Raw genomic sequence first — 15114 nt, forward strand, 5'->3', positions numbered from 1 at the left:
GGCCGGCATGCCGGCCGGGCATTCAACCATGAGAACCGCCATGCAGCGCAACGGCATCACGCCCTTCCACGGCTTCGGCATCGGCCTGCGGCCGCCGCACTACGAGGATTTCCTTGCCGCACCCGCGCGGGTGGATTTCGTCGAGGTGATCTCGGAGAACTTCATGGTGGACGGCGGCCGCCCGCTGGACATCCTGCACCGCGTTCGCGACCGCCATGCGGTGGCACTGCATGGCGTATCGATGAACATCGGCGCCGTCGATGGCGTGGACGTGGCTTACATCCGGCGCTTGCGACAGCTCGCCGACCGCATCGATCCGCTGTGGGTGTCCGACCACCTGTGCTGGACCGGCGTCGACGGCTTCAACTCGCACGATCTGCTTCCCCTGCCGTATACCGAAGAAGCCCTTGCCCTGGTGTGCGCCAACCTTGACCGGGTACAGGATGCCTTGGGCCGCCCGTTGCTGATGGAAAACCCGTCCACCTACGTGGCCTTCGACGGCGCAAGGATGAGTGAGCCCGAATTCCTCGCGGCGATGTGCAGCCGGACCGGCTGCCAGCTGTTGCTGGACGTCAACAACATCTACGTGAGCGCGACCAACCACGACCTGTCGACCGACACCTGGCTGGACGAGCTTCCCTGGCAACACGTGCGCCAGGTACATCTGGCCGGCCACAGCCAGGGCGAACACATGCTCATCGACACCCACGACGCGCCCGTTCCCCGCAGCGTCTGGGAGCTTTATGCCAAAGCTTGCGCACGGATGGGACCGGTAGCGACGATGATCGAGCGCGACGACCATATTCCGCCCCTGGTCGAATTGCTTGCCGAGCTCGACATGGCCCGTGATATTGCCTTCGTGGCAACCGCAAGCCGGCGCGAGCACGCTGCATGAACCTGCGCGACCTGCAGCGATCGTTCGTGACGAACCTGCTCGGCGCTGGCGCGTCACCACCAGGTGCTTCGATGGAAGGCATGTCGGTTTACGCCCATGCGTACCACAGCCAGCTTCTCACCTGCCTGCGTGATACGCACGCCAAAACCCGGGAGTGGATCGGCGAAGAAGCGTTCGATAAGGCGGGCAAGGCGTATGTATCCGTCCATCGTCCGCACTCGTGGTCGCTGGACGATTATGGCGACGGCTTTGCTTCATACCTGGGCGAAGAGTGGCCCGATGACCCGGACGTCGGTGAACTGGCGTGGCTCGACTGGACGCTGCGCCGGGCCTTTTCCGGGCCCGATGCGACACCGGTCGCCATGGCGTCATTGACGGACGTCCACTGGGACGATGCCGTGCTGACCTTTGCACCGACCTTGCGATGGCGCTACGTGCGCAGCAACGTTGCCGCCCTGTGGCGCGCGCTGGACGAGGAAACCTCGCCGCCGATGGCCGCCCCCGGAAGCGTGCCTCCGGCCCTGCGCGTGTGGCGACACGGATTTTCCACCCGCTTCGCCAGCATGTCCGCCATCGAAGCGGCGTGCCTGGACCTGGCAACGATGGGAGCCAGCTTCGGTGAAGTCTGCAGGGACCTTGCCGCTCGCGTGGGCGAAGAGGAGGCCGCCAGCGGCGCGGGCTCGATGCTGGGCGACTGGCTGCGCGAGGGCGTGGTCACGGCGGTGCGGTGACGTCGCAAGCGCAGGCATGAAAAAACCCCCGGCCTTGCAGCCGGGGGTTCCACCGGTGGAGCGTTCTATTACTTGCCGCTGGTGCTGGAGGAAGCAGCCGCATCAGCCTTGGCCGGAGCCTTGGCCTTGTGCTTCTTGTGCTTGGCGGGAGCGGTTGAAGAGCTGGAACTGGCAGTGGTACCCGACTTGGCGGCGGCGTCCGCCTGCGGGGCGGCCAGCACGGCGCCCGAAAGGGCAAAACTCGCCACGAGGAGGGAAGCGATCGCAAGCTTGCGCATGATCTGAGTGCCTTAAGTTGGAAGGTGTCGCGGACCCGGTCGGAACCCGACGCCTCGGGCGGCGCGACAGGCCCTAACCTGCTCCGTGAAAGGCATACACAATCTGAACACACTTAACGTCGTTCAGCCTCCATTCCTTGAAAAAACACCTTTTTAATCAATAACGTAAGTTATTACGAAGCAGTGGCCCCGACCTGTGCGAATTCGATGCACGCGAGCAGCAACGGATGCAGGATTTCCTTCAGTTCGGCGGCCTTTGCTTCGTCATAGGCGAAAGTTTTCTCGTCCATGTAGTTGAGCTGCGCCAGCTCCAGTTGCACCGCATGCACGCCTCCACCCGGCTTTCCATAGGCTCGCGTGATGTAGCCGCCCTTGAAGCGGCCGTTGACCACGTGCGTGTAGCGTTGCTGGCCGTTGAGCTTCGCGGCGAGCGATGCCTGCAGGGCTGGATCGCAACTGCTGCCGTCGGCCGTGCCGAGGTTAAGGTCCGGCAACCGCCCTTCGAACAGCATCGGCACTTCCGCGCGGATGGAGTGGCCTTCCCACAGCACGATGCGCTCGTGCACATCGCGCATGCGCGCGATCTCGGTGGCGAGCGCCACGTGGTACGGGCGCCAGTACTGCTCGACGCGTGCGGCGGTTTCATCAGGGCCCGGGGTTTCGCCGTCGCGGTAAATCGGAGCACCGTCGAACATCATCGTGGGCACCAGGCCTGTTTCGGTACGCCCGGGATAAAGCGCGTGTCCGTCGGCGGGCCGGTTCAGGTCGACCACGTAACGCGAGGCCAGCGGCTTGATCACGCTGGCGCCCAGGCCCACGGCAAAATCGTAGAGGAGGTCGACGTGCCAGTCCGAATCCGGTGAAGCCTGCGCCAGGGGCTGCATGCGTTCGGCGATATCGACGGGAATGAAACTGCCGTTGTGCGGCAGGCTCACCAGGAGCGGCGCGGTGCCGCGATGCAAATGGAACGTTTCCATGGCTTACCTTTTAAGCGGTGCGAGCATTCAGGAGCACCAGCTCCTCGCTCGATGTCGGGTGGATGGCCACCGTAGTGTCGAAATCCTTCTTGCGTGCGCCAAGGCGCAACGCCACGGCGAATCCCTGCATGATCTCATCAGCTTCTACGCCAAGCATGTGCAGGCCCACCACGCGTTCATCGGGGCCGGCGCAGACCATGCGGATCAACGAGCGTTCGCTGCGACCGGCCAGGGCGAATTGCATGGGTACGAAACTGCCGTGGTAAACGGTCACGGCATCGCCATGCGCTTGCCGCGCCTCGGCTTCGGTCAGGCCCACGGTGGCTAGCGGCGGATGGGAGAACACCACGCTTGGAATGTAGTCGGGATCGACGTGGGCGTCGGGCTTGCCGCAAAACAGGCGGTCGGCCAGGCATCGGCCCGCTTGCACGGCGACCGGCGTCAGGGCCTTGGCCTGGGTAACGTCGCCGATGGCGTGGATGCCCGGCACGCAGGTGTCCTGGTAGCGATCGACCACGATATGGCCGTCGGCATCCCGCTCCACGCCCAGGGCTTCAAGCCCGATGCCCGATGAGTTTGGCTCGCGGCCCACAGCCCAGATCAACGCGTCGTAGGGACCGGGTTGATCGCCCTTGTCACAGGTAAGCCAGAGCTGTTCGCCTTCACGGCGCACGTCCTGTATCTGACAGCGATAGTTGATGTCGATGCCATGGCCAACCATGTGCTCGCCCAGCGCGTAGGCCATGGGCTCGTCGAAACCGCCCATCAAGCGGTGGCGCACGTAAAGCGTGACATCGCTGCCGAGCGCCCGCAGCAGGCCGGCGAGTTCCACGGCGATATAGCCACCGCCGACGATGGCGGTGCGGCGGGGACATTCGCGCAGGTCGAAGAATCCGTCGGACACCATGCCCAGTTCGAAGCCCGGGGTGTCCAGACGGCGCGGCCGCGCACCGGTGGCGATGACGATGTGTGGCGCCGAGAAGGTGCGCGAGCCGGTGGTAACACGGTCGGCGGCGATCAGTTCGCCGCGGGTGGCGATCATGTGCACGTGGGTGTCAGCCAGGGTCTTGCGGTAGCCGGCGTGGATGCGGTCGATGTAGGCCTGGCGACGACCGATGAAGGCCGGCCAGTCCAGGGGACCGTCAGCCACATCCTTGAACCCGTAGTCCCGCGCCAGTCCGAAGCCATCGGCCATCTGCGCGGCGTACCACATGGCCTTCTTCGGTACGCAGCCCACATTCACGCAGGTACCGCCGATGACGCCGTCATCAAGCAGCGCCACGCGGGCCCCGTGGCGACCGGCGCGGATGGCGGCGGCCAGGCCGCCGGATCCGGCGCCGAGCACGATCATGTCGAACGATTCGATATCCATGGGCACTAGTTTCCCTGATTCGACGCCAGCCCGGCCAGCTATCGCACACTTCTCACCGCATCACTGAAGAGGTTGACGCAAGCTATTGTTTTGATAAGCTCAGGCCACCGCCACTCACGCTGCATACGATGGGCAATCGCGCCTGCACCACTGCCACGCGAAACCACCGCTGCACGCTTGCCCGGGCGTTGGCCGTACTTTCCCTGACCCTCCTGGCCGCCTGTTCGTCCTCCCCCAGCCGTTCACCCTCGCGACCCATGAACCTGGGCTGGTCGAACGAGCGTGCCGCGGCACCGCCGCCGGACGCCGCCAACGACGTCCTCTTCCGCGCCATCGGCCTGGTCGGCACACCTTATCGCTGGGGCGGCAATACGCCGGCGGGCGGCTTCGATTGCAGCGGGCTGGTGGGCTACATCTACAAGACGTCCACCGGCGTGATGTTGCCGCGCACCTCGCAGGAAATGGCTGGTTTCGGCCGCGAGCGCGTGGATGCCGAAGATCTCACCAGCGGCGACCTGGTCTTCTTCGGTAGCCGTGGTTCGGTAAGCCATGTAGGCATCTATGTCGGCAAGGGCCGTTTCGTCCATGCGCCCAACAGCGGCGGTACCGTGCGCCTGGACAACCTGGACGGGCCGTACTGGAAAGACCACTTCGTGTACGGACGGCGCGTCCTCTAGCCTGCGCAGCTTTCGGCTTTTCTAACTGGTAGCTGAACCATTTCGATCAATCATATTGTGCACAATCTAATTGTGCGCTATCGTTTTCCCCATGAGAAGCCTCGACAACCACCTCTGCTTCGCTCTTTACGCCGCTTCCCGCGCCATGACGGCCGGCTACCGTGGCCCGTTGTCGGAACTCGGGCTCACCTACCCGCAGTTCATCGCCATGGTGGTGCTTTGGGAAGCCGACGGCGTAACAGTCAGCGAGTTGGGCGAAAGGCTGCAACTGGACAGCGGTACCCTCACCCCACTCCTGAAGCGCCTTGAACAGGCCAAGCTTGTTGCGCGCCAACGCAATGCCGATGACGAGCGCGAGCTCATCGTCACCCTTACAGACGAGGGTCACGCCCTGCAGCACAAGGCGAACGACATTTCCGAACAGGTTTTCTGCCGCACCGGCCTTGAAGAGAGCCATGCGATGCAGATGCTTGGCGACCTGCACGATCTCACCGCCCGGCTTCGCAACACCCCCTCCATCTAACCCCCAAAACTGAAAGGAACCTCCCATGAGCCTCAGCAAAATCGTCTACACCGCCACTGCCACCGTGCACGGCGGCCGCGAAGGCCACGCCAAGTCCAGTGACGGCGTGATCGATATCGACCTGAAGATTCCCAAGGAAATGGGTGGCCCCGGCGGCGCGGGCACCAACCCCGAACAGCTGTTCGCGGCAGGTTATGCCGCCTGCTTCGAAGGGGCCACGCGCTACGTCGCTCGTGAAAAGAAGGTCGCGTTGAAAGATGCATCCGTGACTGCGCATGTGGGCATCGGCCCGCGCGAGCCGACGGGTTTTGGCATCGCCGTGAAGCTCGAAGTGCACCTGGAAGGCGTGGACGCGGCTACCGCGCAGGATCTGGTAGATACCGCCCATCGCGACATCTGCCCGTACTCGCACGCCACGCGCGGGAACGTCGACGTCGAGATCGTGCTGGTCTGATCGATCGTTCGGGAATAAAAAAAGGCGCCCTTCGAGGGCGCCTTTTTTCGTGCCAATCGCTGGCTGGAAGTATCAGTGCTCGCCGTCACCCTTCGGATGGGCGTGACCATGCTTGAGCTCTTCTTCGGAGGCGTCGCGCACCAGGTCGACCTCGATGGCGAAAGTCAGCGTCTTGCCCGCCATCGGGTGATTGAGGTCCACGTCGACCGTGGTCATGCCCACCTTCTGCACTGTCACCACGCGCTGGCCGCCTTCCTTCAGCGACAGCACGATGGTCTGGCCAGGCTTGATCCTGGCGGCATTGGGCACGTACTTCTTGGGCACGCGCTGGGTCTGGCCGTCACGGCGCTCGCCGTAGCCCTGTTCGGGCGCGATGGTGACCTCGAACGTGTCACCGGCCGACTTGCCTTCAAGGCCCGCTTCAAGGCCCGGGATCAGCTGGCCATGGCCGAGCAGTATCCACAACGGTTCGCCGCCTTCGCGGGAGGTTTCCACCTTCTCACCGTCGACGGTGAGGGTGTAGTGGAACGAGATGACCTTGTCCTTCGCAGCCTGCATGGGGTTGTTCTCTACGGTGCAAACCGGTCATGTTAGCGGCTGGAAGCTGCCCAGTCACGCCGGGGGGGCGTCTCGGCGGGCGCCGAAACCCACGCCCTTGGCCTCCGGACCGAATCCGGCCAGTAGGGCCAGGATGACCGCGACCACGGCGATCCATAGGCCCATGGCAAAGGCGAGGTCGCCGCCGTGCCATTGGGCGATCAGCAGCTGGGCATTGCCGGTATAGGCAGCCAGCAGGTTGCCGATCTGGTAGGCAAAGCCTGGCAAGGTGCCGCGCACGGCATCGGGCGACAGCTCGTTAAGGTGCGTGGGCACCACGCCCCAGGCGCCCTGCACCATCACCTGGATCAGGAAGGCACCGATTGCCAACAACAGCAGCGAACCACCGTGTACCCATAACGGGATCACCGGGATCGCCAGCAACGCCGCGATCACCATCGCCCGCCGCCGGCCGATGCGCTCGGACCAGGCGCCAAAGCTTAAGCCCCCCACCATCGCCCCCAGGTTAAGCATGGCCACCAGCATGAAGGCGGCGCCCGAGCCCGTCGGCAGGTGCAGGCTCTTCTCTTCGAAGGTGTGATAGAGGTCCTGCGAGCCGTGGCTGAACATGTTGAAGGCAGCCATCAGCAAGGTCATGTAGATCGCCAGCTTCCAGTGGCCACGCATCGATTCGACCAGGCTGCGTTTTCCGTGCTCGGCCCGGCTTGCCTCCCATACCGGCGATTCAGGCACCGAGCGGCGGATATAGAGCACCAGCAACGCCGGCGCCGCGCCGACCACGAACAAGCCGCGCCAACCGATATGGTCGATCAGCAACCAGTTGGCCAGGGCGCCGAGGAAGAAGCCACAGGGATAGCCGCTTTGCAGCAACCCCGAAACCAGTCCACGCGCCTTGGGCGGCACCGACTCCATCGCCAGCGAGGCGCCCAGGCCCCACTCGCCGCCCATCGCCACGCCGAACAGGAACCGCAGTACCAGCAGCATGGTGAGCGAGGATGAAAACGCCGTGGCCAATTCGAAGGCCGAGAACAGGACCACGTCGAGCATCAGGATCGGGCGGCGCCCGAAACGATCGGCCAGGCGGCCAAACAGCAAGGCGCCGATCGGACGCGCCGCGAGCGTCAGGAACAGCCCGTAAGTTACTTCGGATGGCGAAACCTTGAACTCGTTGGATATGCCGACGATGACGAAGGTCAGCAGGAAATAGTCGAAAGCATCCAGCGTCCAGCCGAGAAAACTTGCCAGGACCGTGTGCCGCTGGGTCCGGTCCAATTCTCGCAAGGGGGAAAGGAACGACATGATCAGCCTTGTTGCCCGTCGAAAGCCCGGGGCAGTGTAACCGGGCGTGGCGCGCCGATCTGCCCCCGATTTACTGCAAATAGGAAATATCCGGCGCGCGCGGCAAGGACGAAGGAGAGATAGACTCCGCAGGACCCAACAAGGAGGAGCCACCCATGCAGTTACGTCATGTCCTCGCCGCCGGCGCCATCGCCACTCTCCTGGCCGGCCCCGCATTCGCCCTGCAGGAAGCACGGGGCGCACCGCCGCCGCCGCCCGCCCACGGGAACATGGGTGCACCGTCGGCAGCGTCGGATTCCAGCACCGCCCCGTCATTCGACGAACTGGACAAGGATCACAAGGGCTCGATCAGCCGCGGCGACATCCCCAAGGACGTCGAGTCGCTGAAGCAGTTGCGCGCGCACTTCGGCGAGGCCGACCAGGACCACAACGGTCGCCTGTCGCCTGCCGAATACAACACCTATGTCGGCGCCAGCAAGGTGCCAGGTGCCGACCAGCATCGGTGATGGAGCCTGCGGACTGGCGCGGACAACCCCGCGCCGGTCCGAAGGTTCGCCGTCGCCGACGACAAGGATTCCCGTTATCGACGTGCCCCACCTGAACCGTCGCGCCCGCCAGCGCATCGCCCGCCGTTTCGGCACGATCAACCAGCGGCTCTACATCGGCTTCAAGCTGGCAGCCGATCCGGTCTATGCAGCGGCTGCGCGCGTGCGCGGCAACAGCGCGCTGCCCCTCTTCGACTTAGGTTGTGGCATCGGCCTGCTTGCGCACTACCTGCACGGTTGCGGCCTGCTCGACCGCTACATCGGTACCGACCACGATTCCCGCAAGATCGAAGCGGGCAACGCCGCGCTCCTTCGCGGCGGCATCGACCGGCGCGTGCAGTTGCATCATGGTGACGCCGCCGATGGCTACGATCTGCAAGGCGATGTGGCGATGCTCGACGTGCTGCACTACCTGCCCCGCGAGCGGCAACCGGACCTGCTCTGCTCCGCCGCCTCTCTGGTGGCTCCGGGCGGGGTGTTGATCCTGCGCAATGTGGTCCGCGAACCCAACTGGCGTTTCCGCTTCACGGTGTGGGAGGAGCACATCCTCAGGGCTTCGGGCTGGATTCCCGGCGGCGCCCAGCACTACCCCAGTGCCGAGGAAATCCAGGCTCCCCTGCGTGAGGCGGGCCTCTCCGTATCGATGCAGCCCCTGCGCGGCCGCACCCCGTTCAACAGCTACCTGATGGTCGGCCGGCGAGCCTGAACGGGTCAGTTCGCACGAAAACCACAAGCCTGCTACACTTGACCGGCTCGTAGACGCCCCCGACTCCCTTGCGGACTCATCGGCGAGGGACATTCCCCCGCCCGATCCCCCACCCCGGTTGCGCGCACGGCACCGGCCAGCCCCTCATCCGACGGGCGGCCGCGAAATCACCAGCATCGAGGCGCGGTATCAGGGAGCGCCCGGGCACATCAGGAGTTTTTCCATGTCTTTCGAGTCGCTGGGCCTTGCGCCCGCGCTTCTTCGTGCGTTGTCCGAACAGGGCTACACCGAACCTACCCCCATCCAGGCCGCGGCCATCCCGCTGGTGCTCAAGGGCGCCGACCTCATGGCCGCCGCCCAGACCGGCACCGGCAAGACGGCCGCCTTCGCGCTGCCGCTGCTACAGCGCCTGAACGAGAAAGCCCTGGGCGACGGCCGTCGCCCGGTCCGTGCCCTCGTGCTTACCCCTACCCGCGAACTGGCCGCCCAGGTGCATGACAACCTGCGTGAGTACGGTCGCCACCTGCGCCTGTCCTCCACCGTGATCTTCGGCGGCGTCGGCATGGGCAACCAGCTCACGGCGCTGCGCCGTGGCGTGGACATCATCGTGGCCACCCCTGGCCGCCTGATCGACCACATGCAGCAGCGCTCCGTCGACCTGTCGAAGATCGACGTACTTGTGCTCGACGAAGCCGACCGCATGCTCGATATGGGCTTCCTGCCGGCGTTGAAGCGCATCCTCAATGCGCTGCCGAAGCAGAACCGCCAGACGCTGTTGTTCTCGGCCACCTTCGCGCCGGAGATCAAGGCACTGGCGCGCGAGTTCATGCGTGATCCGCGCGAAGTGTCGGTTAGCCCCGCTAACTCCGTGGCTGCCCTGGTCACCCACCACGTCCACCCGGTGGATGCGGAGCGCAAGCGCGACCTGCTGCTGCACATCCTGTCCATCGACAGCCGCCGCCAGACGCTCGTGTTCAGCCGCACCAAGCACGGCGCCGACAAGCTCGTTCGTCACCTGGAAGTGTCCGGCATCCGCGCCGCGGCCATCCACGGCAACAAGAGCCAGAACGCCCGCACCAAGGCCCTGTCGGACTTCAAGGCAAACAAGATCACCGTGCTTGTGGCCACCGACATCGCCGCGCGCGGCATCGACATCGACCAGCTGCCGGTCGTGATCAACTACGACCTGCCGATGGTGGCCGAAGACTACGTGCATCGCATTGGCCGCACCGGTCGTGCGGGTTCGGACGGCCAGGCCATCTCGCTGGTCAGCCACGACGAAGCCGGACTGCTGCGCGACATCCGTCGCCTGCTCAAAGACGAGCTCAACGTCAGCGACATGGCCGGCTACGAGCCGTCCACCCCGCTGCGCACGGATGCTGCCGCACCCCGTCCGAAGCAGGCCCAGCGCCAGCCGCAGGGCCAGCGTCCGCAGCGCAGCGGTTCGCGCGACGGCAAGCCCGGCCAGCGCCCGCCGGCCACGCATCGCCCGCACGGCCACGTGAACAATGGCGGCAGCGAACATGCCGCCGGCAACAAGCGTCGCCGCCAACGTCGCGGCGGTGCGGCCAGCAACAAGGCCTGAGCCACGCTAACGATGTGAGATGAAAAAGGCCGCGAAAGCGGCCTTTTTCTTGTTAGTCCGTGCGCACTTTCGAGGTAAGCACGTGGTCTTCCCACACGCCGTGGATCTTCAGGTATCCGCGCGCCATGCCTTCGCGCTCGAAGCCGAGCTTCTCCAATAACCTTCCGCTGCGCTCGTTGCGTGGCATGTAGTTGGCCATCACGCGGTGCAGGTCCAGGGGGCCGAAGGCGTAGTCCAGGCCCTCGCGCAGCGCCTCGGCCATAATGCCGTGCCCTTGCCATTCGGCAGCCAGTCCATAGCCCAGGTGGGCTGCCTGGAAGACCCCGCGCACGATATTGGCGAAGGTAAACGAACCCATGACCCGGCCGGTTTCGGGGTCGAAGATGCAAAAAGGCCATGCAATGCCGGCCCTCGATACGCTCGACCATTGCACGATCGAGGTGCGCGCACCCTCCAGCGTGTAGTAAGCCTCGTCACGCAACGGCTCCCACGGCGCCAGGTGCGCACGATTCTCCAATCGGTACGCAAGCACGGCCTTGGCGTCGGCGATGCGGGCTACCCGCAATTCCGTGCGTGCTGTGCGAAGGACCGGCTGGGTCATGTGCGCAACGCGGCCGCGTGGTGGTGGAGATGGTCTTCCATGAAGCTGGCGATGAAGTAATAGCTATGGTCGTAGCCTTCCTGGCGGCGCACGCGCACGGGTTGGCCGGCAAGTGCGCAGGCTTCCTCGAACAACTCAGGCTTCAGCTGATTGGCGAGGAACTGATCGGCCAGGCCCTGGTCGATGAGGATCTCGCCGTCGAACCGATGCTTCTTCACCAGTTCGCTGGCGTCCCAAGCCTTCCACGCCTGACGGTCGTCGCCCAGGTAACGCCCGAAGGCCTTTTCGCCCCAGGGAACACGGCTCGGCGCCACGATCGGGGCAAAGGCCGAGAGAGAGCGATACTCGCCCGGATGGCGCAAAGCCGTCACGAGTGCGCCGTGCCCACCCATCGAATGGCCGAAGATGCCGCGGCGGTTCCCGTCGAGAGGGAAATACCCTTCCACCAGAGCCGGCAATTCCCGGGCGACGTAGGTGCCCATGTTGAAGCGCACCGACCATGGTGCCTGTGTGGCATCGAGGTAGAAACCAGCCCCCTCGCCGAACTCCCAGTCGCCGGTGGCGCCTTCGATGCCGGTGCCGCGCGGGCTGGTATCTGGCATCACCAGGCCCAGGCCCAGTGCCGACGCCATGCGCTGTGCGCCGGCCTTGATGGTGAAGGTTTCCTCGGTGCAGGTGAGGCCCGCCAGCCAATAAAGCACCGGAACGGGGCCGCCCGCGGCCTGGGGAGGCAGGTAAACGGCGAACTTCATCACGCCGCCGCAGGCTGCCGATTCGTGCCGGTAGAACCCTTGCGTGCCGCCGAAGCTGCGCTGTTCCGAGACCACTTCGATGGCTGTCATCGACTCTTCTTCCCTCGTGGATGAATGCGACGCAATCGCGGCCAGGAAGTGTACTCCACCGCAATGCAGCAGAAATTCAGCAGGGCAGCCCTCAGCGCTGCTAGAATGACCGCTTCGCCCCGCCGCAAAGGCCGTTGGCGCGTCCCATGTTCCCCGAGGTTCCCATGTCGTCCCCTGCTTCCGAAACCACCCCGGCCATCCCCGGGTTCAGCGCGCTCGCCCTCGAGCCGAACGTCGCCCGCGTGCTCGCCGAAGTGGGTTACGAAACACCTTCGCCGATCCAGGCCGCGATCATCCCCTCGATGCTGGAGGGCCGCGACGTGCTGGGCCAGGCGCAGACGGGCACCGGCAAGACGGCCGCCTTTGCGCTGCCGATCCTTTCGCGCATCAACATCACCCATGGCAAGCCGCAAGCACTGGTGCTGGCGCCCACGCGCGAACTGGCGATCCAGGTAGCCGAGGCGTTCCAGAAGTACGCCACCTACATACCCGGCTTCCAGGTACTGCCGATCTACGGCGGCCAGAGTTACGGCCCGCAGCTGCACGGCCTTCGCCGCGGCGCGCACATCGTGGTCGGCACGCCCGGCCGCGTGATCGACCATATGGACAAGGGCACGCTCGATCTTTCGGAGCTGCGTTTCCTTGTGCTGGACGAAGCCGACGAAATGCTTCGCATGGGCTTCGTCGACGACGTGGAGAAAGTACTCCAGGCCACGCCCGAGACGCGCCAGGTCGCGCTGTTCTCGGCCACCATGCCATCGCAGATCCGCCGCATCGCGCAAAAGCACCTGAAGAACCCGGTCGAAGTCACCATCAAGACCAAGACCACCACGGCGGCCAATATCCGCCAGCGCTACTGGTGGGTCAGCGGCGTGCACAAGCTCGATGCGCTCACGCGTATCCTTGAAGCCGAATCGTTCGACGCGATGATCATCTTCACGCGCACCAAGCAGGCCACCGAGGAACTTGCCGAGAAGCTGCAGGCGCGCGGATTCGCCGCCGCGGCGATCAACGGCGACATCGCCCAGCCGCAGCGCGAGCGCGTGATCGCGCAGCTTAAAGACGGCAAGCTCGACATCCTGGTCGCCACCGACGTCGCCGCTCGCGGCCTCGACGTGGAGCGCATCAGCCACGTGCTGAACTACGACATCCCCACCGACACCGAAAGCTACGTGCACCGCATCGGGCGCACCGGCCGCGCCGGGCGTAGCGGCGAAGCGATCCTGTTCGTCACCCCGCGCGAGCGCAACCTGTTGCGGGCGATCGAAAACGCCACCCGCCAGCCGATCGAACAGATGCAGCTGCCCACCGTGGAAGCGGTGAACGACCAGCGCATCGCCAAGTTCAAGACCCGTATCGGCGAGTCGCTGGCCACTGGCGGCCTGCAGCTCTTCCAGCAGCTGATCGAGCAGTACGAACAGGAAAACAACGTACCGGCGGTGGAGATCGCCGCGGCGCTTGCCCGCATCGCCCAAGGCGACCAGCCGCTGTTGCTCGAGCCGCCTGCGCGTCGCGAATACAGCGAGCGTCCTCAGCGCGACGATCGTCCTTCGCGCGATGACCGCCCCTCCCGCGACGATCGCGGTCCGCGCGCCAGTCGCGACGATCGCCCGCCGCGCCGGGAATTCGATCCCGCCGAACGCCGCCCGGCCCCGGCCCGCGCCGTGCGCGAGCACGTCACCGAGCACGGCAAGCGCACCTACCGCCTGGAAGTGGGCCACGACCACGGCGTGAAGCCCGGCAACATCGTCGGCGCGGTGGCCAACGAAGCCAATATCGACAGTCAGTTCATCGGCCGCCTTTCCATCCGCGGCCACTACAGCCTGATCGACCTCCCCGAGGGCATGCCCGCGGAAGTCTTTACCCACCTGAAGAACGTTTGGGTGTCGGGCCAGAAACTGCAGATCGCCGAATGGAACGGACAGGAAGAAGCCGGCAGCTCCGCCCCACCGCCGGCGAAACGTCGGTTCAGTGGCGACAAACCGCAAGGCAAGAAGCCGTACCTCGGCAAGAAGCCGCCGCGTAAGACATAACTTTCACCGGGGATCGAAGGCTGGACTTCGATCCTGCACATACCGGGTGGTGAAGATCGGGGTCGAAGTTCATCTTCGACCCCTTCTTTTTGTCACGGCACGCCGACGAAGGTATTGCAGCTGTTCGGGTCGCCGCTGCTGAAGCCGGCCTTGAACCACTTCACGCGTTGCGCGGAAGTGCCGTGGGTGAAAGAGTCCGGCACCACGCGACCCTGGGCTTGCTGCTGCAGGGCGTCGTCGCCAATGGCCGTGGCCGCTGTCATGGCCGATTCGATATCCCCAGGCTCAAGCCATTTGTTGCGCTGCTGGCCACGGTTGGCCCATACGCCGGCAAAACAATCCGCCTGCAATTCCTGCCGAACCGAAAGGCCATCGGCACCTTCCATCCGCGCGCCCGAACGACGCGCCTGCGCCACCTTGTCGAAGATGCCCAGCTGTTCCTGCACGTGGTGACCCACCTCGTGGGCGATCACGTAGGCGCGGGCGAAATCGCCTGCCGCATGGAACCGATTGCTCAGTTCATCGAAGAAATCGACATCCAGATAAACGATCTGGTCACCCGGGCAATAGAACGGGCCCACCGCCGCCGACGCCGAGCCACAGGCGGTATTCACGCTACCGCGGAATAGCGCCAGCTTCGGATCGACGTACGTCTTCCCCTTCTCCTGGAATATCTGGTGCCAGGTGTCCTCGGTATCGCCCAGGATCGCCCGCACGAAATCCTTCTGCTCGGCCGAGGCGCTGGCCGCTCCCGTGCCCGCCTGCGGCGCCGCCCGCTGCTGGGTTTGCACCGGGCCGCCCTGGTCACCCTGCAGCAATGCGGTGGGATCCTTGAAGAACACCAGCCCCAGGATGGCCAGGATCACGATCCCGCCCAGCCCCAGCCCGCGCCCTCCGCCAAACCCACCCCCGCCAAATCCGCGTCCCCCGCCCGACCCGACATCCTCGACATTGTCGCTACGACGACCTTTCTGCCAAAGCATGGACTTCTCCCCGTTCGGCCCGCTGTTCGCGAACGATAGCAGGCCCCGCAAGCCA

17 protein-coding genes are annotated in these 15114 nt (G+C 65.0%); 9 read left to right on the forward strand and 8 right to left on the reverse strand.

What is annotated here, in order from left to right; translation table 11 throughout:
- Positions 1-28: 28 nt before the first annotated feature.
- Both bufB and NDK18_RS10435 read left to right on the forward strand, forming a co-directional pair.
- Positions 29-895, forward strand: a complete 867-nt coding sequence (gene bufB / locus NDK18_RS10430) for an MNIO family bufferin maturase (RefSeq protein ID WP_250627749.1) — start codon at positions 29-31, stop codon at positions 893-895.
- Positions 892-1626: an HvfC/BufC family peptide modification chaperone gene (locus NDK18_RS10435; protein WP_250627750.1), complete on the forward strand. Its 735-nt coding sequence runs from the start codon at positions 892-894 to the stop codon at positions 1624-1626. Before bufB ends, NDK18_RS10435 begins: the two co-directional genes overlap by 4 nt.
- Before the next feature lie 68 nt (positions 1627-1694).
- Here NDK18_RS10435 and NDK18_RS10440 read toward each other — a convergent pair whose 3' ends face one another.
- The 3 genes from NDK18_RS10440 to gorA form a co-directional block, all read right to left on the reverse strand.
- Complete coding sequence (locus tag NDK18_RS10440; protein WP_250623456.1) at positions 1695-1904, reverse strand: hypothetical protein; 210 nt, start codon at positions 1902-1904, stop codon at positions 1695-1697.
- Positions 1905-2077: 173 nt separating this feature from the next.
- Positions 2078-2881, reverse strand: coding sequence for an N-formylglutamate deformylase (gene hutG, locus NDK18_RS10445; RefSeq protein ID WP_250623457.1), 804 nt, complete (start codon positions 2879-2881; stop codon positions 2078-2080).
- A 10-nt stretch (positions 2882-2891) separates the two neighbouring features.
- Positions 2892-4253, reverse strand: a complete 1362-nt coding sequence (gene gorA / locus NDK18_RS10450) for a glutathione-disulfide reductase (protein ID WP_250623458.1) — start codon at positions 4251-4253, stop codon at positions 2892-2894.
- A 128-nt stretch (positions 4254-4381) separates the two neighbouring features.
- Between gorA and NDK18_RS10455 the strand changes: the two genes are divergently transcribed.
- From NDK18_RS10455 to NDK18_RS10465, 3 genes are all read left to right on the forward strand, one after another.
- On the forward strand, positions 4382-4930 hold the full coding sequence (locus NDK18_RS10455; RefSeq protein ID WP_250627751.1) for a C40 family peptidase: 549 nt from the start codon (positions 4382-4384) through the stop codon (positions 4928-4930).
- A 91-nt stretch (positions 4931-5021) separates the two neighbouring features.
- Positions 5022-5453, forward strand: a complete 432-nt coding sequence (locus NDK18_RS10460; protein WP_345777078.1) for a MarR family winged helix-turn-helix transcriptional regulator — start codon at positions 5022-5024, stop codon at positions 5451-5453.
- A 25-nt stretch (positions 5454-5478) separates the two neighbouring features.
- Positions 5479-5907, forward strand: coding sequence for an organic hydroperoxide resistance protein (locus tag NDK18_RS10465; protein WP_250623460.1), 429 nt, complete (start codon positions 5479-5481; stop codon positions 5905-5907).
- A gap of 72 nt (positions 5908-5979) precedes the next feature.
- On the opposite strand, the gene NDK18_RS10470 is transcribed toward NDK18_RS10465, so the two are convergent.
- Complete coding sequence (locus NDK18_RS10470; RefSeq protein ID WP_250623461.1) at positions 5980-6465, reverse strand: FKBP-type peptidyl-prolyl cis-trans isomerase; 486 nt, start codon at positions 6463-6465, stop codon at positions 5980-5982.
- 54 nt (positions 6466-6519) lie between these two features.
- The gene (locus NDK18_RS10475; RefSeq protein WP_250627752.1) at positions 6520-7764 is read right to left on the reverse strand and encodes an MFS transporter; all 1245 of its coding nucleotides are present in this window, start codon (positions 7762-7764) and stop codon (positions 6520-6522) included.
- A gap of 155 nt (positions 7765-7919) precedes the next feature.
- Between NDK18_RS10475 and NDK18_RS10480 the strand changes: the two genes are divergently transcribed.
- The 3 genes from NDK18_RS10480 (at position 7920) to NDK18_RS10490 (ending at position 10600) form a co-directional block, all read left to right on the forward strand.
- Positions 7920-8270, forward strand: coding sequence for an EF-hand domain-containing protein (locus NDK18_RS10480; protein ID WP_250627753.1), 351 nt, complete (start codon positions 7920-7922; stop codon positions 8268-8270).
- Between the two features lie 82 nt (positions 8271-8352).
- Entirely contained in the window at positions 8353-9015 is a 663-nt protein-coding gene (locus tag NDK18_RS10485; protein ID WP_250623464.1) for a class I SAM-dependent methyltransferase, read from the forward strand.
- A gap of 223 nt (positions 9016-9238) precedes the next feature.
- The gene (locus NDK18_RS10490) at positions 9239-10600 is read left to right on the forward strand and encodes a DEAD/DEAH box helicase (RefSeq protein ID WP_250627754.1); all 1362 of its coding nucleotides are present in this window, start codon (positions 9239-9241) and stop codon (positions 10598-10600) included.
- Between the two features lie 52 nt (positions 10601-10652).
- On the opposite strand, the gene NDK18_RS10495 is transcribed toward NDK18_RS10490, so the two are convergent.
- Complete coding sequence (locus NDK18_RS10495) at positions 10653-11201, reverse strand: GNAT family N-acetyltransferase (protein WP_250623466.1); 549 nt, start codon at positions 11199-11201, stop codon at positions 10653-10655.
- The gene (gene fghA / locus NDK18_RS10500; protein ID WP_284692128.1) at positions 11198-12043 is read right to left on the reverse strand and encodes an S-formylglutathione hydrolase; all 846 of its coding nucleotides are present in this window, start codon (positions 12041-12043) and stop codon (positions 11198-11200) included. Before fghA ends, NDK18_RS10495 begins: the two co-directional genes overlap by 4 nt.
- Before the next feature lie 164 nt (positions 12044-12207).
- Here fghA and NDK18_RS10505 point away from each other — a divergent pair, with 164 nt between their 5' ends.
- On the forward strand, positions 12208-14076 hold the full coding sequence (locus NDK18_RS10505) for a DEAD/DEAH box helicase (protein ID WP_250627755.1): 1869 nt from the start codon (positions 12208-12210) through the stop codon (positions 14074-14076).
- Between the two features lie 92 nt (positions 14077-14168).
- Here the strand turns inward: NDK18_RS10505 and ypfJ are convergent, their stop codons facing one another.
- Positions 14169-15059 (reverse strand): KPN_02809 family neutral zinc metallopeptidase, encoded by an 891-nt coding sequence (gene ypfJ / locus NDK18_RS10510; protein WP_250623468.1) that lies wholly within the window; start codon positions 15057-15059, stop codon positions 14169-14171.
- Positions 15060-15114 lie beyond the last annotated feature (55 nt).

It is taken from the genome of Pinirhizobacter soli (genome assembly GCF_015905305.1).
Lineage (GTDB): Bacteria > Pseudomonadota > Gammaproteobacteria > Xanthomonadales > Rhodanobacteraceae > Pinirhizobacter > Pinirhizobacter soli.

What these genes read in the sequence shown, in the direction of transcription:
- bufB (WP_250627749.1), top strand. Translation starts at nt 29, where the DNA reads ATGAGAACCGCCATGCAGCGCAACGGCATCACGCCCTTCCACGGCTTC.
- NDK18_RS10435 (WP_250627750.1), top strand. Translation starts at nt 892, where the DNA reads ATGAACCTGCGCGACCTGCAGCGATCGTTCGTGACGAACCTGCTCGGC.
- NDK18_RS10440 (WP_250623456.1), bottom strand. Translation starts at nt 1,904, where the DNA reads ATGCGCAAGCTTGCGATCGCTTCCCTCCTCGTGGCGAGTTTTGCCCTT.
- hutG (WP_250623457.1), bottom strand. Translation starts at nt 2,881, where the DNA reads ATGGAAACGTTCCATTTGCATCGCGGCACCGCGCCGCTCCTGGTGAGC.
- gorA (WP_250623458.1), bottom strand. Translation starts at nt 4,253, where the DNA reads ATGGATATCGAATCGTTCGACATGATCGTGCTCGGCGCCGGATCCGGC.
- NDK18_RS10455 (WP_250627751.1), top strand. Translation starts at nt 4,382, where the DNA reads ATGGGCAATCGCGCCTGCACCACTGCCACGCGAAACCACCGCTGCACG.
- NDK18_RS10460 (WP_345777078.1), top strand. Translation starts at nt 5,022, where the DNA reads ATGAGAAGCCTCGACAACCACCTCTGCTTCGCTCTTTACGCCGCTTCC.
- NDK18_RS10465 (WP_250623460.1), top strand. Translation starts at nt 5,479, where the DNA reads ATGAGCCTCAGCAAAATCGTCTACACCGCCACTGCCACCGTGCACGGC.
- NDK18_RS10470 (WP_250623461.1), bottom strand. Translation starts at nt 6,465, where the DNA reads ATGCAGGCTGCGAAGGACAAGGTCATCTCGTTCCACTACACCCTCACC.
- NDK18_RS10475 (WP_250627752.1), bottom strand. Translation starts at nt 7,764, where the DNA reads ATGTCGTTCCTTTCCCCCTTGCGAGAATTGGACCGGACCCAGCGGCAC.
- NDK18_RS10480 (WP_250627753.1), top strand. Translation starts at nt 7,920, where the DNA reads ATGCAGTTACGTCATGTCCTCGCCGCCGGCGCCATCGCCACTCTCCTG.
- NDK18_RS10490 (WP_250627754.1), top strand. Translation starts at nt 9,239, where the DNA reads ATGTCTTTCGAGTCGCTGGGCCTTGCGCCCGCGCTTCTTCGTGCGTTG.
- NDK18_RS10495 (WP_250623466.1), bottom strand. Translation starts at nt 11,201, where the DNA reads ATGACCCAGCCGGTCCTTCGCACAGCACGCACGGAATTGCGGGTAGCC.
- fghA (WP_284692128.1), bottom strand. Translation starts at nt 12,043, where the DNA reads ATGACAGCCATCGAAGTGGTCTCGGAACAGCGCAGCTTCGGCGGCACG.
- NDK18_RS10505 (WP_250627755.1), top strand. Translation starts at nt 12,208, where the DNA reads ATGTCGTCCCCTGCTTCCGAAACCACCCCGGCCATCCCCGGGTTCAGC.
- ypfJ (WP_250623468.1), bottom strand. Translation starts at nt 15,059, where the DNA reads ATGCTTTGGCAGAAAGGTCGTCGTAGCGACAATGTCGAGGATGTCGGG.